The sequence below is a fragment of the Ralstonia sp. SET104 genome (assembly GCF_003851545.1).
Classification (GTDB): domain Bacteria; phylum Pseudomonadota; class Gammaproteobacteria; order Burkholderiales; family Burkholderiaceae; genus Ralstonia.
The window spans coordinates 1-26,116 of the sequence record NZ_BHVX01000023.1; the positions used below are offsets into that span (position 1 = coordinate 1).

Sequence of the window (26,116 nt, forward strand, 5' to 3'; positions counted from 1 at the left end):
TATGTGAGGCTTCGCATATTCACGAATCCCGGCCATCCCTCTACCCAGCGCCGCCAAACTGCGCGAGGCGTTGGCACGGCGACTGAGGTGGACCGAACCGGGCGGCGCCGTCCATGAGCGGTCGGCCAAGTGATAAACGGCTCGGCACCGGCACACTGAAAGGAACAGGCTAATGGATATCGAGGCATTGCGAAGCACCCTGGAGCAAGCCAGCCTGGCATCGCTGGGCGTGGGCTTTCTGCTCGGGTTCGTGTTCACCTTCAACCCGGTGGCGCTGGCCGCGATCCCGGTGTCGCTGGCCTACGTCACCAAAGCACGCGAAACGAAAACGGCGATCCGGTATGGCGCGATGTTCATCCTCGGGATGGTCCTCACGCAAACGCTGCTGGGACTGGCGGCGGCCTTGGGTGGCCAAGGGGTGGAGCGGGTCATCGGACGTGAGTGGGGCGTCGTGCTGGGACCGGCGCTGATTCTGCTTGGACTCATATGGCCAGGATGGATCAGGCTGCCCTTGCCATCGCTTCCCGTTCGCGCCAAAAGAGTGGGTAGCGGTTGGGGCGCGTTCGCTCTCGGTGCCCCCTTTGCCGTGGCCGTCTGCCCTGCGTGCACGCCGGCTATGGTGATCTTGCTCGGCATCGCCGCCGTGATCGGCTCCCCGTTGTTCGGCGCGACCCTGTTATTCGCGTTCGCTTTGGGCCGTGCCGTGCCGATCATCGTCGGCGCGGTGGCCTTGGGACGGCTGGAGAGCCTCTCGATGCTGAAGCGTTACCAAAAAACCTTCGAGATTGCCGGCGCGGTCGTGCTGATTCTTTCCGGCCTTTACATGTTGAATGCGTACTTCTTCATCATTCCGGAGCTCGCGGCCTGAAGGTGAGCTGGCGCGCAAACAGGAGCAGTCCAATGATTCGACGACTTGGCGTTCATGCGGTCGTGGCCGCTTTGGGCCCACTTGTGTTTAGTGTGCCGGCTCGTGCAGAGGGTGACCTCACACGTGGCGCACAAGCCGCCCGTGCCTGCATGGCGTGCCATTCATTTGCACCGGGTCGGCACATGACAGGCCCGAGTTTGGCAGGCGTTTTGGGCCGCAAAGCAGGCACAGCCGACGGTTTCGTGCGCTACTCTGACACCCTCAAGCAATCAGGTCTGGTCTGGGACAAACGGAACCTCGATGCATGGCTCAAAAATCCGGCGGCCGTGGTGCCGGGTAACGCGATGACCTTTCCCGGTATTGCCGATGCACGTGCGCGAGCCGATCTGGTTGCTTACCTTGAAGCCGTTTCCACGGGTCGTGTGAAGGTGCCCGATAGTGGCCTGCCGAACTTGAAGGAGCTCGACGCGGCGTCGAGGGTCACCTCAATCCGTTACTGTAGCGACACCTATCGCCTGACCACCGCCGACCGGAAGACCCACGCCTTTTGGGAGTTCAACCTGCGATTCAAAACCGATGGCAGCGCTGCCGGCCCGGCTGCCGGTCAGCCTGTGCTGATCGGCGCAGGCATGCAAGGCGACCGTGCTGCCGTGGTGTTCGCACGCCCCGAGGAAATCTCGACCTTCATTCAGAGGCGGTGCCCATAAAATCTGGCCACCCAACCTGCGGCATCTGGAACTCAGCGGCGATGCCGCTGCAGAGCTGCGGCCGGGGAATCGGCCAATTCTCAACTCTTCCCGTTGTGGTTCCACGCCCGCGAGAGGCTGTCGAGAAAAAGGCTTGCCGACTGAAAACCGATCACCCGCACCGAGCTCTCACGTCCGTCGGCACCAAACAAGATGATGCCGGGCGGCCCGAACAAGCCGAAGCGTTTGAGCAGGGTGCGGTCGTCGGCCGTATTGCCGGTCACGTCCGCCTGCAACAGCACAGCCCCCGCCAGCTGCGCCTGGACTCTTGGATCGCTAAAGGTCAGGCGTTCCATTTCCTTGCAACTGACGCACCAATCGGCATAGAAATCCAGTAGCACCGGCTCGCCGGCCGCGGCGGCCTGCACCAAGCGCGCATCGAGCTCGGTCACAGAACGGATGCGCTCGAAGTGCACCACCGCCGGGCCAGCAGTGGAGGCAGGTGCCACCTGGCCAGCACGCAGATGCGACAGCGGCTGGAGCAGGTCCCGTCCGCCAGACGCCAGCCCGACCAGCAGGATCGCCCCTGCCAGCGCGGCCACCACGCCCATGCCTTTCCCCAACCGGGCCAAGCTGCGAGGCTCGGGACCAAGCGAATCGAAGGCGCCCAGGAAGGCGGAGGCAATCAGCAGCAGCATGCCCCACGCCGTCATTGCTGCCCAGGGAGGCAATAGCGGACCGACAGCCCAGAGCGCCTCGCCCAGCAGCAAGAAGCCCAAGAAGCCCTTCGTCACCTTCAGCCAGTGTCCAGCGCGCGGCAGAAGATTGCCGGCGGCGACGCCGATCAGCACCAGCGGTGTCCCCACGCCGATCGCCATAGCGAATAGTGCAACGCTACCGCTGATGCCATCACCGGTTTGCATGAGATAGGCCAGCGTGCCCGACAGCGGCGCACGCACGCCGCGAACGACGACCAACGCTGAAATCACCCCCGATACTGCGGCAACAGCAATCTGGCCGCCCGACCGCTGGTTCGAGGACGCCGCCATTGGGGGCTGTCGCCCCAGCTCATAGAGTCCGAACATCGACAGCGCCAGGGCCACTGCCAGCGTGGCAAAAGCTCCCAGCGCCCACGACATCTGCGGCCCCGCCGAGAATCTCTCGCCGAAAAATCCTGCAGCCACGCCGACGCCGGCATAAGCCACCGTCATTCCAAGCACGTAGGCTAGCGAGACCAGCAAGGCGCGACCGCGCGTGACGTGCTCGCCGACGACGATTGACGACAGCATCGGCACCATCGCCAGCACGCTTGGCGTGAGCGTCAGCAGCAGGCCGAAGCTGAGGAAGACCGTGGCAATCTTCCCCAACTGGCGGCTGGCCAGCACACGGGCAATGCGGTCGCCGTCGTCATTCCTTGGCGCAGCTGATGGAACAGCAGGCTCAATTTGCCCCTCTCCCAAGCCGGGCAAAGTCGGCGCCGCCGGCGGCACGGGCGACGTCATTGGCGTGCTGCTCCGATGCCGATCGAATAGGCCACCGAGCAAGCCACCGCCGACCTTGTACACACTCTTCATCGGCGGGTAGCAGATTCCCTTGTCGGCACAGCCTTGTGATGTCACCGTCAGCGACCATTTGCCGTCGGCAGGCACGACCGCCACCGGCACGCGAATGGTGACGCCGCCATGATAGGTCTCCATCTGCTTGCCGAGCGCTTCGTCAAACTTGACCTGCCCCGGCGGAAACTCGGGGGCGCCGAGATTGACCTCAGCCGGTTGTGCGGTGAACGCGAATCGCTCACGGTAGAGGTGATAACCGTCGGCAATGTCGAAGTGCACCTCGATGGAGTGGTCTTCGAGTTGCCGCGCCACCAAACGGAAGGCCCGTTCCGGTGGCAGGAGATCTTGCTCGCCAGCAGCATGGGCAACCCCACCGGCGCCTGCGATGCAGAGCCATATAAAAGCAAGCAGCTGCAAAACGAGCTGTGCCGGGGCGAGGAGTCGTACTCGCCCGTCACCGCCAGTGCGCATGGCTGCCACGCTCCATCCCATACACCACTCCCTGACCTCAATGACCGACCATACAGTGCTGATCGCGCTGTAGCCTCTCGGCTGATGCCTTCACGCCTCTCGAGCCACCGGGCATCGTGAGCCGGTGCCATCTGGCGCCCCACCATTGACACCCGATGGGATCATTCCGCCGCGCCACCCGACGCCCCAGGGGGAACGTGAAGATGCAAGAACTTCTCGACGGGAACAACCGCCACGATCCCGGCGCCCGGCACCGTCGATTTTCCGACCGCAACGATCGCGTTGGTGATGGCCTCAACCTCGGCCTCGTCCGCGAAAATTTCAACCTTGGTATGCACGGTGGTCAGGTCACTGGAAAAGAAATTCTTGTACTCGCCGTACCCCTTGACCCTGGTGATCGTCAGACCCGGGGCGTGAACGGTCGCAAGCTTCCGTTCAAGCTGCTCCAGCAGTTCGGTGGGAACAATGGCAATCACCCATTTGGTGCTCATGACCGTCTCCTTGACAACCGAGGTAGGGGCCACCGCAGCCGGTGCAGCGGGGCAAGAAATCATCTGGCTCCATAGCGATCCTCGCCAACTATCAAGCGGGCGTTGTCCAGGTACTGGTACGGAGGGATCTCCAGGTTGAGCGGCGCAGGAACATTCCGGAACACACGTCCGGCCAGATCGAATTTGGAACCATGGCAAGGACAAAAGAAGCCACCGGGCCAACGATCGCCCAAATCCGGGGCGCCGACTTCCGGCCGATAGTTCGGTATGCAGCCAAGATGCGTACAAATGCCTACTGCCACAAAGTAGTCAGGCCGAAGGGAGCGGGTTGCGTTGCGTGCATAGGCCGGCTGTTGATCTTCTTTGGATTGCGGATCGCCCAACAGATTGTCGTGTGTGCCTAGACGATCCAGCATGTCGCGGGTACGGTGCAAGATCCAAACGGGCTTACCGCGCCAAGCGACGGTAACCAGAGCCCCGGGCTCAACGGCATCGAGGTTCACCTCGACGGGGGCTCCTCTCGATCTGGCGGCGCGGCTCGGCGCCATGCTCGCGACGAATGGCAGCATGGCGCCAGCGAGCCCCACACCACCCACGGTGCCGGTGGCCAGCAGAAGCAATCTGCGCCGGCGTGCGGTTCGGGAGTCTGCGCTTGGCTTGCTCATCGCGGTGATCTCCAAGCCGGGATCAATGTGGTCAGTCACCGGACTTTGACCGAGCACATCAGTCCACGAGTGTGCTGAACAATTGCTTCCATTGCCTGACGCCTGGCATGAACATGGGGACGTCTTTTCGATACGCCTCGTAGGCGGCCCCAAAACGGCTGACCATGTCTTGTTCTTCCTTGCGCGCCAGCCTGTTATAGACAAACACAATGACTGGCAACAGCACCACGGTGATCAGCGTGGGCCAATGCACCACCTGCCCGAAGACAGCCAGCATGATGCCGAGGTACTGCGGATGACGGACGAATCCATAAGGTCCCTCCTGGGCGATGCGCCCGGCGCGGCTTGCCCGATAGACAGTGCTCCATCCCCAAATCAGCAGAATGAGGCCCGGGAGGATGAAGACGGTAGCTATCACCATCTCGACCATTGCGCCAGCCATGCCATAACCGAGCAGCGTAGCCCACAGATGCCCACTGTAGACAGTAAGCGGTATGTCGATTCCGAGGAAGCCCGTCAGGAGGTAGATCGTGAGGGGGAAGCCGTACATTTCCGCGTACAGCGCGATCACAAAGGCCTGAACGAGACCCGCCCCAGTCCATTCGCGCCAACCTTGCGGCGCCACGTACCGATACAAGATCCATGACACCACCCCAACCAAGACCGCGACAAGGTTCCAATGGCCGTAGTGCGCACTAAAACTACTCATGATGTTCATGGCACTCCTCGCGCAGACGACAGGATTGGATTTGCCCCTGCATCTCCGGACACCGCCTCACACTTGCGTTGATGATTCGCGCACTAGGATGGCCTACAGCCCTTGTCCTGCTCTTGCTGGAACCCGCCTTCGCGATACACGTGCGGCCTCACTCGCGATTCACTTTTCGATCCGAAATGGCTGCTTCTGCTCAGGCGTGTCCTCTCTCGTCGAACGCCGCTGATCGTCTTGACCTTGCATGCCTTTCATCATCAGCCACATCGATAGCGGGCAGACGAGGATCAGCAGGTAGGGACCAATGCCCAGCACGAAGGCACGAACTGACGGGAAAACGGCATAGGCGAGCGCCAAGATCGCCACCAGGGCAGCGCCCACGGCGGCCATGGTTCTCATATTGCATTTCATAGCGGTACTCCTGTGGTGCTCGGTCGTTCGCGATACGGCCGACCACCGTCATTTCGATGAGGGCGTCTGGATCTTGTCCGCGTACTTGCGCAGGATTTCCCCCATCGCCTGCATCATCTCCCCATGCATCTGCATCGAGAGCTTCTCGTTGCCGGGCGGCAGTTGCCCCATCATCGGACAACCGCCCATCATTCCGTCGCCCATCATGTGATCCATCATCATGGAGTGCATGGGGTCTTGCGAACCCGGCTTGGTGCCGTCGGTGCCACGGCTGGGGCCGGCTGCCACGCTCCAGCCACCGGCCCCAAGCAGGGCAAGCGCAAGCGTTGCGGCCACGACTGATTGCGTCTTCATGTCATTCTCCATATTCGATTGAGCTGGATCGCTCTCACCTGATTTCGTGTGTCATCGACCTGACGACTGGTCTCTCAGCATCCGCATCGCACTGACGCGAGCACTTCGATCATCGGGCTGCGGCGCACACGCTCATTTCGCTTCGGAAGAACCCTTTGTGCTGCCGCCGTCTGCCGGGCGGGCATCCGTTGATTTCATCATTTCAGCGCACTGCTTCTGCATCGCCTCTTTGCTCGATGCAGTACCGGAAGCGGCGGCGGAATGCTTTGCAGCCGCGCGCGCACTGTTGATGGCGTCCCAGTTGGGACCCGCGAAGGCCGCGCCAGCGGCAACACCAAGCGAAACGAGAACGATGATTCTGAGAACAGAATGCATGATGGTCTTCCCCACATAAGGTTTCTTCCCGGCTCATTCCAGGCAGAGTCAGCAGACATCCTGCCGGGGGAGCGATTGAAATCAGAGCTTGCGGCGACGGATTGCCGCGTATGGGGGGGGATCAGATTCGCAAGCGCGCTGTTGCGAGATAGATGGGCCCAGGCACTGCAGCGGGCCGAGAGGCCAACGGGTAAGCCGGTCCGGCGTAAGGCGTCGGAGGAAGAACGTGCACGAGCCCGATTGCGGCAGGCAGCATGCCAAGATCAAGAGCATGGCCGTTGGCATCCGCCAGGTGGCGGCCATCGTGCCGATGGTCCGCGCAGAGCGCAGGCTGCGCATCGTCCATGTCCTGGCAGTTCACGACGGAAACAGCCATCGCCGAGGAGTCCATCATGGCCCCCGACTCGGGCGGGCAAACGTATCCCGCGATCGCCACGCGCGTGAACAACACCGTCGCGAGCAACGCGAGCACAAGCAACCGAGCGAGGGGGTGATGGTGATGCTTCATGTATCCCTGCAAACAGGTGCGTTCAGTCTAGGCCTGCCAAAACTTGACCACAAGGCGGGCGCGACTTTGGGGACGGTAGGCGGTGGACATGATCTTCATCCAACATGCGGCGCTTAAGGCACCTGCGTTCTCAACCGCAGCGCATTGGAAATCACCGACACCGAACTCAGGCTCATGGCAAGTGCCGCAATCATCGGTGACAGCAGCCACCCCGTGAACGGATACAGCAGCCCAGCGGCCAGCGGGATTCCCAGCGCGTTGTAGACGAACGCAAATCCGAGGTTCTGTTTCATATTGGCAATGGTGGCTTGCGACAGTTCCCGCGCACGCGCTAACCCGCGCAGGTCGCCCTTGACCAGCGTGACCTGGGCGCTATGCATCGCCACATCGGTTCCAGTCCCCATGGCGATGCCGACGTCGGCTTTGGCTAGGGCCGGCGCATCGTTGATGCCGTCGCCAGCCATGGCCACCACGTGGCCTTCGCCTTGAAGTTTTGCGACCAGCGCTAGCTTGCCGGCCGGTTTGACTTCACCGTGAAACTCGCTAATACCAAGGGGGCCGGCCACGGCTCGCGCTGTCGCGATGCTGTCGCCGCTGGCCATCACCACGCGAATCCCGGCTGCTTTGAGCGCCGCAAGCGCTTCGGGAGTGCTGGCCTTGATCGGGTCCGAGACCGTCAGCAGCCCCGCCAATTTCCGGTCAACGGCCAGGTACATGACACTGGCGCCGTACTGCCCCAGCACATTTGCCCGCAACGCTTGTGATTCAATGACGACTTGCTCCCGACGCATCAGGGCGGCATTGCCGAGTATCAGTTGGTGACCGTCAACCCGGCCCCGCACGCCCATACCCGCGTCCGATGCGAAATGTTCGACCTTCCCTAACGTCAGGCCCCGCTCACGCGCCGCCGCAACGATGGTGGCCGCCAGCGGGTGCTCGCTACCCTGATCGAGACTCGCCGCCAGGCGTAGCACCGTGGTCTCATCGAGCGAATCGACGGCCAATGCCCGCTCGAAGACCGGACGGCCCTCGGTCAGCGTGCCGGTTTTGTCGACGATCAGGGTGTCGACCTTGCGGAAATGCTCGATGGCGGCCGCATCCCGGAACAGAATGCCCTGGGTTGCCGCCTTGCCGCTGGCCACCATGATCGACATCGGCGTAGCGAGCCCCAGCGCGCATGGACAGGCGATGATCAACACGGCCACGGCATTGACCAGCCCAAAGACCCAGCTCGGCTCGGGACCGAACAATCCCCAGCCGAAGAAAGCAAGCACGGCAATGGCTACCACCACCAGCACGAACACGCCGGCAACCTGGTCCGCCATGCGCTGCATGGGCGCCTTGGAGCGCTGGGCCTGGGCCACCATCTGGACGATCTGCGACAGCACCGTCTGGGCGCCGACCTTTTCCGAGCGCATCACCAGGCTGCCCGACGTATTGAGGGTGGCGCCGATCACGTGGTCGCCAGCGTGCTTGGAAACGGGCAACGGCTCGCCGGTGATCATCGATTCGTTGATGGCGCTTGCTCCTTCGGTCACGATGCCATCGGTTGGCACCTTCTCGCCCGGCCGAATCCGAAGCAAGTCGCCGACATGCACGTGCGTGAGCGGAACGTCCTCCTCGCTGCCGTCAGGCTTGATGCGGCGTGCCGTCTTGGGTGCCAGGCCGAGTAGCGACTTAATGGCAGCCGAAGTCTGCGAACGCGCCCGCAGTTCAAAAATCTGGCCGAGCAGCGTGAGCGAAATGATGACGGCCGCAGCTTCGAAGTAGACCGGGATGCGGCCGTGCATGGCAAAGCTGGAGGGAAACAGCCCGGGCGCAACGGTGGCTGCAACGCTGTAGACGAAGGCCGCGCCAGTGCCCAGACCGATCAGGGTCCACATGTTCGGGCTGCGGCTGCGCAACGACTGCAGGCATCGGGCATAGATGGGGAAGCCGGCCCACAAGACCACGGGCGCGGACAAGGCAAACTCCACCCAGCCTTGCGCCGCCGGGGCCACGCCAGCGACATGGCCCCCCAGCATCACCAGCGCTACGACAGCGATCGTCAGCGGCAAGGTCCACCAGAAGCGTCGGCGGAACGCCGCGAGTTCGGGATGCTCATCCGCGTCAAGACTCGGCATCGCCGGCTCAAGCGCCATACCGCACTTCGGGCAACTCCCGGGATGGTCCTGGCGGATCTCGGGGTGCATGGGGCAGGTGTAGACGGTGTCCTGCGCTGCATTGGCGTCGTCTACAGCGGAGGTGACATGTGGATGCGTGTACCGCGTGGGGTCCGCATCGAACTTCCGCTGGCATGCTGCGCCACAGAAGCTGTATCGGGTTCCCGCGTAGCTTGACTGATACGGCGTATTGGGCTTGACCGTCATCCCGCACACCGGGTCCCGTTCCTCAGTGGCGGTCACGAGCGTCAGTCGCGTCGCCGTGGCATGCGGGTGACCCCCAGCTTGGGCTCGCTCCGGCTCGCCGTCGTGCCCGGGCGCGGCGGATGACATATGCGGATGCGGTTGTTGGTCGCGCATTTTCGCGGTGCCTCAATGCCTTGTGGCCTGCGGTGCGGGCAATTGCCGTGGGGCTGCGCTGCTGATGGCCTCCAGGATCGGACAAGCGGGTCGATCGTCGCCATCACAATGCTGCGCCAGATACAGCAGGGTGTCCCGCATGCCGCTGAGCGCGGCAATCCGAGCGTCCAGTTCCTGAATGCGCTGCAACGCGATGGCCTTCACCGCCACGCTCGCGCGCCGCTTGTTTTGCCACAGCCCGAGCAGCTCCCGAATCTGCGCCGTGGAGAAACCCAATGCCCGCGCACGCCCAATGAAGCGCAGGGTGTGGATGTCGTTTTCACGATACATCCGGTAGTTTCCCTCGCTCCGGGTAGCCGAAGCGACCAGGCCAATACTTTCGTAGTAGCGGATCATTTTGGCCGAGACGCCGGAGACACTCGCGGCTTGTCCGATATTCATGGCGTGCTCCTCGCTCCTGCGCGCATGGCAGCTTCGGTATCCTGTGTTCGCGACATCTTTCACGGAACCGACGCGTGCCCAAATCTTCACGATTTCACGGTACACCCTTCCCAAGTGGGAAGGTCAAGGATGTCGCAATCGTGCTTTTGCCCGATGCCCATGCGGGCGCCTGATCCTGTTTTCCGCGCAGTTGCATTGCGAGCAAAAACCGGTATCCTTGCGAAAATTCTGCCGCTGCAAAAAACCCTTGCGTCACACGCCACGCCGGCATCCTTTCTTCGCTGGCATCCTCCTGCTGGTTTTCCTGACTGTTCAACTGGCAGCGGCGGCGTACGCCTGTGCCGGCAGTCAGTACCGGATGGACGGCGGCGACGCAAAAGCAGCCCTGACCGAATCGTGCACTGACATGGCCGATCATCACGGCAGCAGCGTGGACAAGGACAACGGCGCCCTTTGCCTGGCCCATTGTCAGGCCGACTCAAAGAGCGCCGACCATGTCGCACCGCAACTGCCGGTTTTCTTGCCGGTGCTGACGGGCGTCATCGAGCCGACACGCGTCGTTCTAGCCGATGTTCGCGCCGCGCTGCGCACCGAGGTGACAGCGCGCGCTCCCCCGCCACCCCTGGCCATCCTTTACTGCAGTTTCCAAACGTAGCCTCCGGATCGACGTCATTCTGTGCCCCCCTCTCTAGGCGTGGGGAGCTGTCGTCGTTCTTGGAGGCTTTATGCTTTTTCCTCGTCGCCTGACGCTGGCGCTGCTCTGCGCGCCTGCCTTCGGCATCGCGATGTCGCATGCCGCGACCTCGCAATCCGTTCCCCCGCTTTCCGTTGAGGAAACCGTCGCGCTCGCCACCGCGCATGCCAGCGACGCCGAATCCTCGCGCGGCACCATCGAAGCCGCAACCCAAATGGCGGTCGCCGCCGGCCAGTTGCCGGACCCCGTACTCAAGCTCGGACTCGACAACGTGCCGGTCAACGGCCCCGACCAGTTTTCGCTCAGCCGGGATTTCATGACCCAGCGCTCCATCAGCGTGATGCAGGAATTCACGCGCGCGGACAAGCGCCGCGCCAAAGCGGCACGTTTCGAGGCGGAAGCCGACGCCGCCGAAGCGCAGCGCGCGGTCGGCCTCGCCAACGTGCAGCGCAACGCCGTCGGTGCGTGGCTGGACCGCTGGTATGCCGAACAGACCGGCACGTTGCTGGGCCACCATGGCCACCCGCTGGAACTCGCATTGCAGGCGGCAACTGCCGCGTATCGCAGCGGACGGGGCACACGCGCCGACGTGCTGGCGATGGAACTGGAAATCCAGAAGCTGCAGGACCGCCTGGACGAAAACCGCGCTGCCGTGGCGACCAGCACCGTCGCTCTAGAGCGCTGGGTTGGCCCGGCTGCGAGCCGCCCGATGTCCGAGCGCCCGCGCCTCGATGTTCCCCCGCCGGTCGAACAACTGGCGCGCGGTGAGTTGGACGCGGTACCCGAGATCACCGCCGCGCAGCGCGAAGTGGGTCTGGCGGAGAGCGAGATCCGGGCCGCCGCCGAAACAAAGAAGCCGGATGTCACGGTCGAGCTGATGTACAGCCAGCGTGGCTCCGCGTTCTCGAACATGGGTTCCGTGAACATCAGCTTTCCGCTGCCTTGGGACCAGGGCAACCGGCAGGACCGCGAAGTCGCGGCCAGGCTGGCACAAGCCCAGGCGGCGCGTGCCAAGTCCGAAATCCTCCGGCGCGATACCCAGGCCATGGTCGGCGCCAAGCTGGCCGAGCTGCAGCGCAATCTCGAGCGGCTCAAGCGCTACGACGAGAAGACCCTGCCGCTCGCCAGCACGCAGGCGGAGGCGGCCCTGACCGCCTACCGGTCCAATACCGGATCGCTGGTGGCCGTGGCTGAAGCCAATCATCGCGCCATCGATACGGAATTGGAGCGACTGGCGCTGGAAGCCAAGACGGCCAAGCTGTGGGCGGACCTGACCTTCCTGGTTCCGCTGCCCACCGCGCAGACCGAGTCCGCCATCAAGGAACGCAAATGAAAAAACAGGTCATTGCAACGGCTGTGGGGCTCGTTCTTGCCGGGGCCGCCATCTATGGCGCCTACCGGGTCGGCGTCACGCAGGGTGCCCGGTCGGCATCATCGTCGATGCCGGCCAGCCCGGCATCTGGTCTCGCGGCCGGCGACGTCGATCCCAAGACCGGCAAAAAGGTGCTGTACTGGCACGATCCCATGGTGCCCGGGCAGCGCTTCGACAAGCCGGGCAAATCTCCCTTCATGGACATGCAGTTGGTGCCTGTCTACGCGGAGGGGGACAGCGGTGCCAGCGGCATCACGGTTGATAGCCGTGTCGCGCAAAACCTCGGCATCCGCACGGCCGAGGTCAAGGCCGGCCGGTTGAGCGCGGTGCTGGAAGCGCCCGGCAATATCGCCATCGACGAGCGCAGCGTGCAAGTGATCCAGGCGCGCACGAACGCCTTTGTCCAGCACGTCGCAGTCAGGGCGACCCTCGACCCCGTGCGGCGGGGGCAAGCGCTGGTAACGCTGTATTCGCCAGACTGGGTGGCGGCCCAGGAAGAGTATCTGGCTGTGTTGCGTCAGCCGGCACACGGTCAAGCCGATCTCGCCGGTGCGGCCAAGGCGCGCATGCTGCAGGCCGGCATGACGCCGGGTCAGGTCAGCGCGGTTGAGGCCTCCGGCCGGCTGCAGCCCAGCGTAGGCATTGCGAGCCCCATCGATGGCATCGTGACCGAGGTCGCAGTGCGCGATGGGATGACAGTCTCCCCCGGCATGACGCTGTTCCGCCTGGCCGACTTGAGCCAGGTCTGGGTGGTTGCCGAGGTGCCCGAGGGCCAGGCCCGCACCATCTCGCCCGGCCTGGCGGTCAAGGTGCTGCCGACTGGGGCTGCCGAGCCGCTGGTCGGCAAGGTCGACACCGTGTTGCCCGACGTCAACCCGGCGACACGGACCATCAAGGTGCGCATCGTCCTGCCCAACAAGGGCCGGCACCTATTGCCGGGCATGTTTGCCACGGTCCGCTTCGACAGCGGCGAGCAGCAGGACGTGCTGACCATCCCGTTGGAGGCCGTCATCCGTACCGGTCAGCGCAGCATTGTCATGGTCGATGGTGGCCAGGCGGGCTTTGTGGCCACCGAGATCAAGACCGGGCGCGAGGCCGAGGGTATGGTCGAAGTCCTGGCGGGTCTCAAGGCTGGCCAGAAGGTGGTCACCTCCGGCCAGTTCCTGATCGATTCGGAAGCCAGCCTGCGCGGCACCACCGAGCGCATGGCTGCCCCGGCTGCGGCCTCCGCACCCGCAGCGGCCACCACCGAACACGAAGGCGTCGGCCGGATCGAGGCCGTCACCGGTGAAGGCCTGACGATCTCACACAGTCCGATTCCGTCGATCCAGTGGGGTGCCATGACGATGGACTTCGGGGCGCCGCCAACAGGTCTGCCAAAAGGCCTGAAGCCGGGCGACCGGGTGCGTTTCCGCTTCCATCTGAACGCCGATGGCATGGCAGTTCTGTCTTCGGTCGAGCCAGCCACTGGCGCAGGGGACAAGCCATGATCGCCCGGCTGATTCTGGCGTCCATCCGCAACCGCTTCCTGATTCTGCTGGCGACGCTGATGCTGACCGCCTGGGGCCTGTGGGCCGTGCGCAGCACGCCGCTCGATGCCTTGCCCGACCTGTCGGACGTGCAGGTCATCATCCGCACGCCGTTCCCCGGCCAGGCACCGCAGATCGTGGAGAACCAGGTCACTTATCCGCTGACCACCACCATGCTGTCGGTGCCCGGTGCCAAGACGGTGCGCGGCTACTCGTTCTTTGGAGACTCCTTCGTTTATGTGCTGTTCGAGGATGGCACCGACCTGTATTGGGCCCGCTCGCGCGTGCTGGAGTACCTGAACCAGGTGCAATCCCGCCTGCCGGCCGCCGCCAAGCCCGCGCTGGGCCCGGACGCGACCGGCGTGGGCTGGATCTACGAGTACGCATTGGTGGACAAGACCGGCCAGCACGACCTCAGCCAACTGCGTGCGCTGCAGGACTGGTTCCTGCGCTTCGAGCTCAAATCGCTACCCAACGTCGCCGAGGTGGCGTCGCTTGGTGGGATGGTCAAGCAGTTCCAGGTCGTCCTGATGCCGGATCGGTTACGCGCGTACAACCTGTCCCAGGCTAAGGTGCTGGCGGCACTGAAGGCGGCGAACCAGGAGACCGGCGGTTCGGTGCTCGAACTGGGCGAGGCAGAGTACATGGTCCGTGCCAGTGGCTACCTTAAGACGCTCGACGACTTTCGGCATATTCCGCTGATGACGAACGACGCGGGCATTGCTGTTCGCCTGGGCGACGTCGCCTCCCTCCAGCTTGGGCCCGAGATGCGGCGCGGCATTGCCGATCTCGACGGCCAGGGTGAGGTCGCTGGCGGTGTCATCGTGATGCGCTCCGGCAAGAACGCACTGGAAACCATCGAAGCGGTCAAGGCCAAGCTCGCCACTCTGCAGAAGAGCCTGCCGGCCGGCGTCGAGATCGTGCCAACCTACGACCGTTCCGCGCTGATCAATCGAGCGGTGGAGAACCTGACGCACAAGCTGATCGAAGAGTTCATCGTCGTCGCGCTGGTGTGCCTGGTGTTCCTGTTCCACCTGCGTTCCGCACTAGTGGCCATCGTGTCGCTGCCGTTGGGCGTGCTCGCCGCCTTCCTGGTGATGCGCTATCAGGGCGTCAATGCCAACATCATGTCGCTAGGCGGCATCGCCATCGCCGTCGGCGCGATGGTCGATGCGGCCGTGGTCATGATCGAGAACGCGCACAAGCACCTGGAACACTGGCATGCAGACAATCCCGGCCGTGACCTGGCCGGGCATGAGCGCTGGAGCGTGATCGGGGAGTCGGCGGCGGAAGTGGGTCCGGCGCTGTTCTTCTCGCTGCTGATCATCACGCTGTCGTTCATTCCGGTGTTCACGCTGGAGGCACAGGAAGGCCGGCTGTTCTCGCCGCTGGCCTTTACCAAGACCTATTCGATGGCGGCGGCGGCCGGGCTGTCCGTGACGCTGGTGCCGGTGCTGATGGGTTACCTGATCCGCGGGCGCATCCCCACCGAGCAATCGAATCCGCTCAGCCGCTGGCTGATCCGGCTTTATCAACCGGTGTTGGCCAGGGTGCTGGCGTATCCCAAGACGACGGTTGTCATCGCCGCCGTGCTGCTTGCAGCCACGGCTTGGCCGATCATGCGCACGGGCGGTGAATTCATGCCGCCGCTGGACGAGGGCGACCTGTTGTACATGCCGTCGGCGCTGCCGGGGTTGTCAGCGGGCAAGGCCGCCCAGCTCCTGCAGCAGACCGATCGCCTGATCAAGACCGTGCCGGAGGTCGCCAGCGTGTTCGGCAAGGCGGGCCGCGCCGACACCGCCACCGATCCGGCCCCCATCGAGATGTTCGAGACCACCATCCAGTTCAAGCCGCACGACCAGTGGCGGCCGGGCATGACGACCGACAAGTTGGTCGAGGAGCTGGACCGCGTGGTCAAGGTACCAGGCCTGTCCAACATCTGGGTACCGCCGATCCGCAACCGGATCGACATGCTCGCCACCGGCATCAAGAGCCCGGTCGGCATCAAGGTGGCGGGCACGGACTTGAAGGAGATCGACCGCCTGACCACGCGGATCGAGGAGGCGGTCAAGACTGTACCCGGGGTTACCTCGGCGCTGGCCGAACGCCTGTCCGGCGGGCGCTACGCCGACGTCGATATCGACCGGATGGCTGCGGGACGGTATGGCCTCAATATCGAAGACGTGCAGAGCATCGTGTCGTCAGCCGTGGGTGGAGACAACGTGGGGGAAGTGGTCGATGGCTTGGCCCGGTTCCCGATCAACGTCCGCTACCCACGTGACTACCGCGACTCGGTCGAGCAACTGCGCAGCTTGCCGATCGTCACCGACCGCGGCCAGCAGATCACGCTGTCTGACGTCGCTCGTATCCAGGTGGTGCAAGGGCCACCGATGCTGCGCAGCGAGAACGCGCGCCTCTCCGGCTGGGTGTATGTGGACATCCGGGGGCGCGACTTGCGCTCGGCGGTGCAGGACATGCAGGCGGCAGTGACCAAGGCGGTGCCGATGCCGGCAGGCTACGCGTTGAGTTGGTCGGGCCAGTTCGAGTACCTGGAGCGTGCCAGCGCCAAGCTGAAGGTGGTGGTGCCGTTCACCTTGCTGATCATCTTCGTGCTGCTGTACCTTGTGTTCGGCGGCATCGACGAGGCGCTGCTCATCATGGGCACGCTGCCGCTGGCGCTGATCGGCGGCTTCTGGCTGCTCTATCTGCTGGGATACAACCTGTCGGTGGCCGGGATCGTCGGCTTCATCGCGCTCGCCGGGGTGGCGGCCGAGTTCGGTGTGATCATGTTGCTCTATCTCAAACAGGCATGGTCGGAGCGGCAGGAGGCCGGCCAGAACACGACAACGGCGCTGCTGGAAGCCATTCAGGAAGGCGCGGTCCTGCGCGTGCGCCCAAAGGCCATGACGGTCGCCGTCATCCTGGCCGGCCTGATCCCGATCATGTGGGCGCACGGCACCGGTTCCGAGATCATGCAGCGCATTGCCGCCCCGATGGTTGGTGGCATGGTCACCGCGCCCTTGCTATCCCTGTTCGTCGTCCCGGCCGTGTATCTACTGATCCGCCGACGGCAGACGAACTCATCATCGCTTTCCACCCACCCCTCACATCAAGAGGAATCGACATGAAACACATCAAGACTCTCGCAATCGCGCTTGCGCTCGCTGCGGCACCGGCAGCATTTGCGGCCGAATCCATGGACGGCATGAACATGAAGCCGTCGGCCGAATCGATGCAGGCACCCGGTCCGGTTGCCGCGGAGATCCAGAAGATCGACCTGCAAGCGGGCAAGGTCACGCTCAAGCACGCTGCGATTGAGAACCTCGGCATGCCGGCCATGACCATGGCGTTTCCGGTCAAGGACCGCGCGTCGCTGAAGAACTTCAAGGAAGGCGAGTCGGTCTCGGTCATGTTCGATAAGGTCGGTGGCAAACCGACCGTGGTGGGTATTCAGCGCAAGTAAACGCCGGAGTGCACTCCCGCTGATGAGCGCGGGAGTGTGCCGCAGCGCGCAGTGGCTCGAAAAATGATGAGCTGCAGGATTTCGAATATTTTCGCTTAGTCCTTGACCTTCCCACGAATGGAAGGTTTATCTTGAAATCATCGCTTTAATTACCAAACCGGAATCCCCGTCGTGAGAACTCAGGCCATGGATATGCTCCCCACGCCGGCTGGCTTTGCCAGGCGGTGGCATGCGTGCGGCCGGTTTGATATCCACGGCCGCAACCTCGATCCAAGTTTGCAAAAAGGGGCGCTCCGATGAGGGCCGGAAGCCGAATCCTCCGCCGATTGGCCGGCTGGGTCGTCCTGGCCAGCTTGCTCTTCACCCGTCTGGCGGCAGCAGGGTATGTGTGCCCGATGGAATCGGTGTACGGGCCGGCGCACCAGAATCTGGTGTCGCGCGACGACTGCCTAAATGCGGGCGGCGATCAGTTGGCGCTGTGTGCCGACTCGTTTGGCGACGGGCGTCTCTGGGCCGACAACAAGGGCCATCCGCCCGATGGCGATGGGCCACCAGTACGGGAAGCTCGCTATCCCCGCCCGGAGATGTCGGGGCGCAGTGATTCGTTGCATTCCCTGTCGCTCTACACGGTGGTATCTGCGCCGGTCTATCTTCAGACGGCCAGACTACGACTCTGATTGATCCCGAATGGCGGCAGTTGCTGCTGCCAATTGCAGAAGCCATGCGCACACCCTGCTGCGAGCAAAGCACGCAATGTGGTGTCGCGCCTCTGAGAGTCAACATTCGGGATCAATCATGAAAGCTATCCAAGTTCTTTCCACTATTACCTTCGCCGCACTCAGTGCATCCGCCTTTGCAGGCCCGAACTGGGACGCCATCAACAGCGCTCGCAAGGCTGCGCAACAACAACGGGTCGCGAGTGCGGGCGATGCGGCCGACCAAGCGGTGTGCGACCACTGCGCCATGATGGGGCAGATGTCCGCAACGGGAGACAAGATGCACGAGCAAATGATGCATCGGTCGGACGGCCAGCGGAGCAATGCGAATGCTGCGCTGTTCGGCGAGCGGGCAGCGATGCCCGCCGACTCTCGCACGGTTGCCGTCGTCCCGGGGATGAAAGCCGTTCCCGTGCGCGCTGGCGAAACGGTGCGCTTTGACTTCGGCTCAAGCTCAGCAACGTGGACCTTTGCCGCGCGGCCGGGCAACTCCGCCGTCGAACTGAGCACGCTCTTTCCGGAGGTTCCTGCCGCCAAGGGCGTCTGGGCCTATCCCAACGGCTCCGGCCTGTACGCCGGCCACTAAATCAACTCGCGGTGAGCTCCCGGGGTCCTGGGAGCCGGCGCGTTTCGCGCCGCATTACTGGATATGAGAAATACGAGATCCTGAGCGATGGCGACGCCGCCCCACTCAGATCCGCACGATTGGAGAAAAATCATGCAAACGATCAAGAAAATCATTCTCGCCAGCACGGTACTGGTGTCTCTTGGTGCAAACGCCGGTGTGGTGATGGCCGCGCAGACGGTAGACCCATACCATGATGGCGCGCACGTCGCGGACAAGCGCGATCTCTACACCGACGGCGCACGTTCGGTGAACGATCCGCGCGACCCGTACACCGATGGCGGCAACGCGCTCACCGCTCGAAACACATCAGCGGCCTGACGCTGCCCCGCCTCTTGCATGGCAAAGAAGCCAGGGACGCCAAGGCGTTCCTGGCATTCAGTCGAGCATCGATGCAAATCGCAATGCGTGTGACCAACCGTGAATAGAGCCCCAGTCTTCGATCTTCCACTCAATGTCATTGTGGCCATCTTGGTTGCCCTGGTGCTGACATTTTGTGCGATCTGTTTATTCGCTTGGTACCTGCGCCGACGATATGGCACCGGTCATCACCGCGGACATGGCCGCGCGCCCCGTTCGCGCACGCGTTCTCGCAAGACCGTCAACCGCCGCCACAAGTAAGTGGATCTGTTTCCCAACCACCTTCTCATGACGAGGTCCCACGATGAAGTACGTTTCCGCTTTTGCATTCGCCATGATGCTGGCCTCGGCTCCCGCCGCCTTTGCAGCCACGCCGATGGACGGCATGGACATGAAGCCGGCAAGCCAGGCCAAGCAAGCAGCACCCGAGCCCGTCGCGGCGGAGGTCCGGAAGATTTACCTCGATTCCGGACAGGTGACCCTCAAACACGGCCCGATCGACAACCTCGGCATGGACGCCATGACGATGCCCTTTGCCGTGAAGGACAAGGCGTCGCTGAAGAACTTCAAGGAAGGGGATACGGTGTTGGCGACCTTTGACATGATCAACGGTCAGCCCACCGTGGTGGAGATGCGCCGGCGGTAAGCGTCACAGAGCAGCCCAGCATGCGATAGAGTCATAAGGGGCAACAATGGAACACGCCCTTCATGACCAGCACGATAAGAAGCTGTCGCGCCCTACAATCGGGGCGCGACAATCTCGAAATCGTATCCATGCGACCCGACATGGCTGATATTGACCGGTATATTGAGGCTGCCACCCGCGATCACACCCGGCGCAGCTATCAGTCCGCCATCCGCCATTTCGAGCGGGAATGGGGAGGCTTCCTGCCGGCGAGCGCCGACAGCATTGCGAGGTATTTGGCCGAGCACGCGCAGACGCTTTCCATCAATACGCTGCGTCAACGGTTGGCTGCGATCGCGCAATGGCATGTCTCGCAAGGCTTTCCCGACCCAACCCAAGCACCGCATGTTCGCAAGGTGCTCAAGGGCATCCAGGCACTGCACCCGGCTCAAGTGCGGCGGGCCAAGCCGTTGCAGCTCGCCCAACTGGAGCAGCTGGCAGGCTGGCTGGATATGCAGATTGCGGCCGCCTCGGTTGCGGGAAACATCCATCAACTACAGGTCCACACCCGCAACAAAGCGCTGGTGCTGATCGGCTTCTGGCGCGGCTTCCGCTCGGACGAGCTGAGTCGGCTGCAGATCGAGCACATCACGGTCGAGCCTGGCCGGGGCATGACGATCTTCCTGCCGCGCACCAAGACGGACCGGAACCACGTCGGCACGACCCACAAGGCACCGGCGTTGTCGCGCCTGTGCCCGGTCGCGGCCTACGAAGCCTGGTTGGCAGCATCGGGCCTGACCGGTGGCCCCGTGTTCCGACGGATCGACCGCTGGGGCCGGATGGCTGATGACGGGCTGCAGGCCAGCAGCATCGTGCCGATGCTACGCTCGCTGTTTCGCGAGGCAGGCCTGCCGCAGGCGGACAGCTATAGCAGCCACTCGCTGCGGCGGGGCTTCGCGACCTGGGCCAATGGGAACCAGTGGGATCTCAAGATGTTGATGGAATACGTCGGCTGGAAGGACGTGCGCTCGGCCATGCGCTACATCGACGCGGCCGACCCGTTCGCACAGCACAGGATCGAATCCGCACTGGCACCCCCCGCAGCGCCCGTGCCGCTCTCCACCGCCATACCGATGGCACCGCTGCCTGAGCGGCTTCCGGCGCTCCCACCCAAGCCAGTTGCCCAGACGCGGCTGATGGTGAATCTGTACATCGAGCGCAACAGCAAGTTCGTTCGCGGCATGTCCAAAGCGCGCCGATGGATCGAGCAGTTCTGCCTGTCCCAGTACCAAATGCGTGTCTTCGAGAAGCGGCGTCCCCGCTACGAAATCGTCATGCCTTTCGCTGGGGGCCCCGAACTGGAGAAGGCCATCGAGGAGCTCATCTCGGAGATGCACGAAAACGCGGACCTCTGCAATTGCTTTGTCGAGGTTACCTTGCACGATCCGCTGACCGACACCTATTGGAGCTAGCCGGACCGGTTCTCAGGTGCTGCTCGCACGCCGCCGAGGCGCCGTCTCGATCAGCGAATCCTGGTAGAGGTGGATCGGGAAGCTCAGGATGCCCCGGAAGTTCACGTGTGCGAAGTGCGCCGGCCCCATGCGGCGCAGCCAGTCATCGTCGATCCGTTGTCCCTTGCGCCGCCACGTATCCACCGTCGTTTGCATGCGCTCGGTATTCCACGCAATCACCAGATTTGTCAGCAGCGTGAGCGCCCCGGAAATCGCGATCATCTCGTCCTGGCGGCGGCCGCGATCATGTTGGACCTTGCTCATATAGATCGCCCGCTGGAGCTGGTGCACGGATTCGCCCCGATTGAGGAGCGTGCGCAACTCCCGACGAAACTCGATGTTGCTGAAAAAGTCGCACAGGAATAGCGTGCGCAGCAGCTTGCCCAGATGGTCCGCTGCCCGGTGAATCGGGTCACCCTGGGCAGCACTGCCGAATCGTTGCAGCGCAACGATCGCGCTCACGCGCCCCGAGTGAATGGACGCCACCAGTCGCAGCAAACCATCCCAGCCGTCGCGGATCGCCTTGAGCGAGATGTCGAGCGAGACAGCCCCCGCCAAACCGTCTGGCACCTGTAGGCCGCGCGGCAAGTACAGTTTGCGCTCCGACAGGTTGCGCAGCCAGGGGCAGAGGTCAAAGCCAAGCAGCTTGGCCATAGCCATCCCCACGTTCGTGTAGCCGTGGGTATCCACGGCGAGCCGCAGCAGCCCGCCGTCGGCGCGGGTCTCGTTGTGACGCATGACACCTTCAATCGCCACGCCGGTCTGACGCTCGTTGAGCACCATGGGCTGGTTGTAGACGATGCCATGTTGGTCCAGCACGTGCGTATAGATGCCGACGGCGTGCGTGCGCCGGCGGGGATCGGCGCGGGCGTAGAACAGGTGTGGGGACGTGTCCAGGCTCATTGAATCGCTGGAGGCGAGTTGGCCCGTTCCCCATAGGTCGGTGATCGCATGCGTGCGCTGGAACTCCACCACGCGCTCACTGGCGCGGCGTAGCCGCCCAGGCATTTCCAGGGCGCGCATCGCTGTGGAGACGTGCGCAGGGTCCAACTGCGGGATCATGGCCGCGACGCCCTTGGCATCCAGTTCGGTGCCGTGCGCGATCAGGGCCGCATAGAGGGAGATGAGTTCGTGTGCGTCCCGCGCCTTGCGCGCCAGCAGCACTTCGCTGAAATTTGTACGGGCATCCATCTCCAGGATCATGTCGGCAAACTGCGCGCTGCCGATGTCCTTGAAGAGCAGATCCCGGGTACGTTGGGGCGTGGTATCGGTTGTCTGCGCTTCCAGGGGCGACAAATGGAGGATGCCCTCCGCGTCGATCGTGAAGTGGCCAGCCTCACGTGCCTCGTTCAGCGCCGCAAGACCCGCCTTCAAATGCTCGGTCAGGCGATCAAGGTAGGTGCCAGCCTGGTTTGGCAAGCCGAGCGAGGACAGATGCCGGTCCCGGTCGGATTCCCACTGTGCCGGTGGAATCAGCAACTGGTCACGCTCCCGAAACGAAAGGCTGTGGTTGATCCACACCGTGCCGCGACGCAGCCCCTTGCGCAAGCTCATCACCGCAGAGGCCTCCAAGGCACGCAGCGCGCGTTGGCGGTCCTCGCCGTCAACCAGGTCGCGCCAACTGGCGCTCACCGGCACATTGCAGTCAGGCGGCAATTCCGTCATGCCCTGGTCGTGCAAACCGCCAATGAGATCGAGTTGGCGCATGGCCGGATCGCTACCGTGACTGGCAAACTCCAACGCCCGCAAGGGTGTCAGGAGATTGCGGATACGGTGGTGGTCCTCCGTAAGCGTTTCGCGCACGCTTGCGGCATGACTCGCCGGAGGCCGGCTGGATAGACCCTCAAGCAGCTTGCCGATATCTGCCAGCCGCTCCTCGGCCGAGCGGCGGGTATCGTTCACCAGCGCCTTGATCTCCACCAGTTGCTGCCGGTACTCGACCGCCGAGCGGGCTTGCTTCGTTGTGGTCTTGTTGTATGCCTGCCGGACCAAGTCTGAGATGCGGCGCCCACTTTGGTAGAGCATTGCGTCCGTTAACTCCAGCAAGGAGACGCGCAGGAAGAACACCAGTTCAATCGTTCGGGTAGACGCTTTGAGTTCGCGAACTTTGGCGGGGCGGCGGGCTTGGATACGCTGACCGTAGGCACGCTGCTTCTCGATAGGGACCGCGTCAAATGTCCAGGTATGCGCGCCCAGGTCCTTCAAAAAGCTGATCTTGGCCAGCGTCTCGGACATGGTCGACGGGCTGTGGCGCGCGGGTGGGGTCTTGAGCCATTCCAGCACCGTCGTTCCCGAGGTGGCGTGCTGAGCAAACACCGCAGCCTCGGCCCGCATGATCTGCTCGGGCGAGACCACCACGTCGATCATCGCCAGCAAATCCCGCTCGATGCCAGCCCATATGGTGCGGGCAAGATCCTGCAGCGCACGCGTCGAAGGGATCAGAATCCGACGCTCGTACAGCCAGTAGTGGGCGTGTTGAAGGAGTTCTTCAACGGTCAGCGATTCGGCGGCGTCCTGGCGTATCCAGGCTTCGAGGCCGGCCCATTGCTCGTCATCGAGGCGTGTCAGGCCGAGGTATTGGAAGGCCCAGACCTGATGCTCATACAGCGTCGGATATCGCTGGTAAATGGTGCGTAGCGAGGCGATCGTCGGCGTCTCGACGCCGAGCTTGTCGCCGATGTAGCGCAGCAACTGACGGGGAAGTGTGTTGAGTTGGTCCAGCGTACGGCCGCTGGCGCGCAGAAAGACCAACTGAATGGCGGCTCCGGGGCGTCCGGCGCGTCGAAACTTCTGGTTGATCGCTGCAACATCGCTAGCGGTCAGCGCGAAATAGTGCTCGACATCGAACTCCGACAACCGAGTGGGCAGGGAGTCCTTTCCCACATAGCGAAATTCCAAGCCCGGCATCTTCTGCCCCCGTCAGGGTGGCGCGATCCGAAATCGCGGGCGGACATCGTACTCCCGAAGTCACTTGAGAGCAGCAGACAATTGTCGGAAAAGGCCTGGGAGCATTATGAATAAAGGCTCTGCGGGGAAACCGTAAGAAAATGCACGAAAAGGACGATTACCCCAAAGCGGATGGCGAGATAGGTTGTGCCCCACACCACGTAGGTGATGAGCAGGCACAGCGCGATGAAGGGAGACATGACGGGAGCCTCGGCGAGGAAGCCCCGATGCTACTCAAGACCGACTGATGCGCAAAACGAGTTTTGTTAGCGCTCGTTGTGAGCGGCGTTAGCAAGCAAGTGAAGTACGGCCAGCGCGGTGTTGTGAACATCGACTGTGCGGTCCGGAACGCCATTCGAGTGGTTCGTGAACCTCAAGCGGCGGGTCCGGAACCGCGCCTGCGGCGTTCCGGACTTCAATCATGGCGTTCGCAACGCCACACCATGGGGTTCAGAACCTCAACGGCGGTGTTCAGAACCGCATGCATGGCGTTTTGAACCCGGCTCCCTGGTGTTCCGAACCTCAAGTGTGGGGTTCAGAACGCCAAGGCAGGCGTTCCAGACGCCAGCGGCTGGTCAGATCACCCGGAACCCGTGCGTGCCATCCCGGCCGAGTTGTTCCACCAGCCCGAACTCCCAATCCAGATACGCCTGCATGGCTGCGCGCGGTGCGCTCGTGCCTTCGTACGGGCGGCGGTAGCGGTCGATGCGGTTTGAGGCCAGGCGGGTCTCGCCGGCTTCAACGGGCAGGCCTGCGGCCACCCATGCTGCGGTGCCACCGTCGAGCGCCCACACCTCGGCCTGCGTCAGCTCGGCCAGGTCGGCGGCGGCAAAGCGCGCGAGCTGGCTGCTGCCGCAAGTCAGCACATAGCGGCGTGCAGCCGGGATGCGTGTGAGGGCGGCGGGCAAATCGGAGCGCACGGCAAACCATGCCCCCGGAATATGCCGCGCAACATAGTTGGCGCTGCGCGTGACATCGATGACCGCCGTGTCGCCAGCTTCAAGCCAGCCGGCCAGGGTGCGCGCATCGACGGTGCACACGGTGGGGGATGGGGCGGGGGATGGAGCGGCAGGTGTCTGCCATGCGCCGGTGGCGCTGCGCTCGCTGGCGTCGACCGGGTCGACCACGTAGACCTCCCAGCCCATCTGTGCGAGCCACGAGGCAGACATGTCGGCGCGCACGCCGTCGTCATCGGCCAGGACGATGCGGGCGCCACGTACAGCGGCGATGTGGTCTGTTTCCTGCACGAGCTGGCCGCCCGGGGCGCTGGCAAAGCCGGGCAGGTGGCCGGCGGCGTATTCCTCGGGGGTGCGTACGTCGAGCTTGTAGAGCGTGCGGTCGGGGGCGTCGAGGGTGGCAACGTCTGCAAGCGCAATGCGCGGCACGCTGGCGCGCTCGGCCACGGCGCGGGCATCGGCTTGCGCCTGGGCGCGCGTGCCTGCACAGACGCCCTGCGGATGCCGGCGGCTGGCACCGTGATCGAGCACCTGATCGGCCAGCAGCCAGCCGATGGTGCCATTGCGCAACGCCGCCACCGGGTTGGGAATGCCCGCGTTCACCAGCGATTGCGTGCCGATGATGCTGCGCGTGCGTCCGGCGCAATTGACGATGACCTGCGTGTTCGGGTCCGGCGCCAGCTCACGGATGCGCAACACCAGCTCGGCACCCGGCACGCTCGTCGCAGTGGGAATGCTCATGGTCTGGAATTCTTCATAGCGGCGCGCATCGACGATGACCACATCGCGCTTGGCATCGAGCAGCGCCTTGACCTCCTGCGCGCTGAACGACGGCGTGTGGCGACGCGCCTCCACGTATTCGCCAAACGATTTGCTGGGCACGTTCACGTCCTGGAACACCTCACCGCCGGCTGCGCGCCAGCCGTCGAGCCCGCCGTCGAGCAGGTACACGCGTGTGTAGCCCAGTTCGGCCAGCTTGGCCGCAGCACGCGGGGCGAGGTCTACGCCGTCGTGCACGCCATACAGCACGATCAACGTATCGCGGCGCGGAATGCGCGCCCACGCCTCCAGCTCCAGCCGGGAGAGCGGCAGGTTGGCGGCCCACAGCGGGTGCGCCTGGGCGTACGGGTCTTCTTCTCGCACGTCAACCAGCGCGATCTCCTTGCGGGCGAGCAGCGCGGCACGTACGTCGGCAAACGACAGCGCAGGGAGGTGGCTTTGGGCCAGTGGCACAGCGGCCGGTGATGTGCAAGCTTCGA

Annotated in this window: 25 protein-coding genes; 12 read left to right on the top strand and 13 right to left on the bottom strand. The window is 63.6% G+C overall.

Translation table 11 applies throughout. The features are described 5' to 3' along the window. Positions 1 to 172: 172 nt before the first annotated feature. Together PSUB009319_RS20925 and PSUB009319_RS20930 are read left to right on the top strand one after the other, a co-directional pair. The gene (locus tag PSUB009319_RS20925; RefSeq protein ID WP_124384100.1) at positions 173 to 868 is read left to right on the top strand and encodes a cytochrome c biogenesis CcdA family protein; all 696 of its coding nucleotides are present in this window, start codon (positions 173 to 175) and stop codon (positions 866 to 868) included. 182 nt (positions 869 to 1,050) lie between these two features. Beyond that, entirely contained in the window at positions 1,051 to 1,575 is a 525-nt protein-coding gene (locus PSUB009319_RS20930) for a cytochrome c family protein (protein WP_260393095.1), read from the top strand. Positions 1,576 to 1,655: 80 nt separating this feature from the next. Here the strand turns inward: PSUB009319_RS20930 and dsbD are convergent, their stop codons facing one another. The 10 genes from dsbD to cueR form a co-directional block, all read right to left on the bottom strand. After that, a complete protein-coding gene (gene dsbD / locus PSUB009319_RS20935) occupies positions 1,656 to 3,602 on the bottom strand; it encodes a protein-disulfide reductase DsbD (RefSeq protein ID WP_124384102.1) in 1,947 nt (648 codons plus the stop codon). A gap of 140 nt (positions 3,603 to 3,742) precedes the next feature. Next, complete coding sequence (locus PSUB009319_RS20940; protein WP_124384103.1) at positions 3,743 to 4,072, bottom strand: P-II family nitrogen regulator; 330 nt, start codon at positions 4,070 to 4,072, stop codon at positions 3,743 to 3,745. A gap of 59 nt (positions 4,073 to 4,131) precedes the next feature. After that, positions 4,132 to 4,737, bottom strand: coding sequence for a ubiquinol-cytochrome c reductase iron-sulfur subunit (gene petA, locus PSUB009319_RS20945; protein WP_124384104.1), 606 nt, complete (start codon positions 4,735 to 4,737; stop codon positions 4,132 to 4,134). A 58-nt stretch (positions 4,738 to 4,795) separates the two neighbouring features. Next, the gene (locus PSUB009319_RS20950; RefSeq protein ID WP_124384105.1) at positions 4,796 to 5,455 is read right to left on the bottom strand and encodes an isoprenylcysteine carboxylmethyltransferase family protein; all 660 of its coding nucleotides are present in this window, start codon (positions 5,453 to 5,455) and stop codon (positions 4,796 to 4,798) included. A gap of 159 nt (positions 5,456 to 5,614) precedes the next feature. After that, on the bottom strand, positions 5,615 to 5,848 hold the full coding sequence (locus tag PSUB009319_RS20955; protein WP_260393096.1) for a DUF2933 domain-containing protein: 234 nt from the start codon (positions 5,846 to 5,848) through the stop codon (positions 5,615 to 5,617). Positions 5,849 to 5,908: 60 nt separating this feature from the next. After that, positions 5,909 to 6,214, bottom strand: a complete 306-nt coding sequence (locus PSUB009319_RS20960) for a hypothetical protein (protein WP_124384107.1) — start codon at positions 6,212 to 6,214, stop codon at positions 5,909 to 5,911. Between the two features lie 132 nt (positions 6,215 to 6,346). Next, positions 6,347 to 6,589 (bottom strand): hypothetical protein, encoded by a 243-nt coding sequence (locus tag PSUB009319_RS20965; RefSeq protein WP_185453515.1) that lies wholly within the window; start codon positions 6,587 to 6,589, stop codon positions 6,347 to 6,349. A gap of 121 nt (positions 6,590 to 6,710) precedes the next feature. Then, on the bottom strand, positions 6,711 to 7,097 hold the full coding sequence (locus PSUB009319_RS20970; RefSeq protein ID WP_124384109.1) for a hypothetical protein: 387 nt from the start codon (positions 7,095 to 7,097) through the stop codon (positions 6,711 to 6,713). 113 nt (positions 7,098 to 7,210) lie between these two features. Continuing rightward, on the bottom strand, positions 7,211 to 9,619 hold the full coding sequence (locus tag PSUB009319_RS20975; protein WP_124384110.1) for a heavy metal translocating P-type ATPase: 2,409 nt from the start codon (positions 9,617 to 9,619) through the stop codon (positions 7,211 to 7,213). A gap of 12 nt (positions 9,620 to 9,631) precedes the next feature. Then, positions 9,632 to 10,060 carry a Cu(I)-responsive transcriptional regulator gene (cueR, locus tag PSUB009319_RS20980; RefSeq protein ID WP_124384111.1) on the bottom strand — a complete coding sequence of 143 codons (429 nt, stop codon included), beginning with the start codon at positions 10,058 to 10,060 and terminating at the stop codon, positions 9,632 to 9,634. 247 nt (positions 10,061 to 10,307) lie between these two features. Between cueR and PSUB009319_RS20985 the strand changes: the two genes are divergently transcribed. From PSUB009319_RS20985 to PSUB009319_RS21035, 10 genes are all read left to right on the top strand, one after another. Then, entirely contained in the window at positions 10,308 to 10,715 is a 408-nt protein-coding gene (locus tag PSUB009319_RS20985) for a hypothetical protein (protein WP_124384112.1), read from the top strand. A 70-nt stretch (positions 10,716 to 10,785) separates the two neighbouring features. Further along, the gene (locus tag PSUB009319_RS20990; protein WP_124384113.1) at positions 10,786 to 12,087 is read left to right on the top strand and encodes a TolC family protein; all 1,302 of its coding nucleotides are present in this window, start codon (positions 10,786 to 10,788) and stop codon (positions 12,085 to 12,087) included. Continuing rightward, complete coding sequence (locus PSUB009319_RS20995; RefSeq protein ID WP_124384114.1) at positions 12,084 to 13,616, top strand: efflux RND transporter periplasmic adaptor subunit; 1,533 nt, start codon at positions 12,084 to 12,086, stop codon at positions 13,614 to 13,616. The genes PSUB009319_RS20990 and PSUB009319_RS20995 overlap by 4 nt, the downstream gene beginning before the upstream one ends. After that, positions 13,613 to 16,783, top strand: coding sequence for an efflux RND transporter permease subunit (locus tag PSUB009319_RS21000; RefSeq protein ID WP_124384115.1), 3,171 nt, complete (start codon positions 13,613 to 13,615; stop codon positions 16,781 to 16,783). Before PSUB009319_RS20995 ends, PSUB009319_RS21000 begins: the two co-directional genes overlap by 4 nt. Continuing rightward, positions 16,780 to 17,118, top strand: a complete 339-nt coding sequence (locus PSUB009319_RS21005) for a copper-binding protein (protein ID WP_124384116.1) — start codon at positions 16,780 to 16,782, stop codon at positions 17,116 to 17,118. Before PSUB009319_RS21000 ends, PSUB009319_RS21005 begins: the two co-directional genes overlap by 4 nt. A gap of 395 nt (positions 17,119 to 17,513) precedes the next feature. After that, positions 17,514 to 17,795 (top strand): hypothetical protein, encoded by a 282-nt coding sequence (locus PSUB009319_RS21010; RefSeq protein ID WP_124384117.1) that lies wholly within the window; start codon positions 17,514 to 17,516, stop codon positions 17,793 to 17,795. 118 nt (positions 17,796 to 17,913) lie between these two features. Further along, positions 17,914 to 18,420 (top strand): CzcE family metal-binding protein, encoded by a 507-nt coding sequence (locus PSUB009319_RS21015; protein ID WP_185453516.1) that lies wholly within the window; start codon positions 17,914 to 17,916, stop codon positions 18,418 to 18,420. Positions 18,421 to 18,552: 132 nt separating this feature from the next. Continuing rightward, positions 18,553 to 18,780, top strand: coding sequence for a hypothetical protein (locus tag PSUB009319_RS21020; protein ID WP_124384119.1), 228 nt, complete (start codon positions 18,553 to 18,555; stop codon positions 18,778 to 18,780). 343 nt (positions 18,781 to 19,123) lie between these two features. Continuing rightward, complete coding sequence (locus tag PSUB009319_RS21030; RefSeq protein ID WP_124384121.1) at positions 19,124 to 19,465, top strand: copper-binding protein; 342 nt, start codon at positions 19,124 to 19,126, stop codon at positions 19,463 to 19,465. Between the two features lie 140 nt (positions 19,466 to 19,605). Beyond that, a complete protein-coding gene (locus PSUB009319_RS21035) occupies positions 19,606 to 20,916 on the top strand; it encodes a site-specific integrase (RefSeq protein WP_124384122.1) in 1,311 nt (436 codons plus the stop codon). Positions 20,917 to 20,928: 12 nt separating this feature from the next. On the opposite strand, the gene PSUB009319_RS21040 is transcribed toward PSUB009319_RS21035, so the two are convergent. From PSUB009319_RS21040 to PSUB009319_RS21045, 3 genes are all read right to left on the bottom strand, one after another. Next, positions 20,929 to 23,862: a Tn3 family transposase gene (locus tag PSUB009319_RS21040; RefSeq protein ID WP_124384123.1), complete on the bottom strand. Its 2,934-nt coding sequence runs from the start codon at positions 23,860 to 23,862 to the stop codon at positions 20,929 to 20,931. Positions 23,863 to 23,966: 104 nt separating this feature from the next. Further along, positions 23,967 to 24,101 (bottom strand): hypothetical protein, encoded by a 135-nt coding sequence (locus PSUB009319_RS23325; RefSeq protein ID WP_260393099.1) that lies wholly within the window; start codon positions 24,099 to 24,101, stop codon positions 23,967 to 23,969. Positions 24,102 to 24,476: 375 nt separating this feature from the next. After that, positions 24,477 to 26,090: a rhodanese-related sulfurtransferase gene (locus tag PSUB009319_RS21045; RefSeq protein ID WP_374704221.1), complete on the bottom strand. Its 1,614-nt coding sequence runs from the start codon at positions 26,088 to 26,090 to the stop codon at positions 24,477 to 24,479. Positions 26,091 to 26,116: the final 26 nt, after the last annotated feature.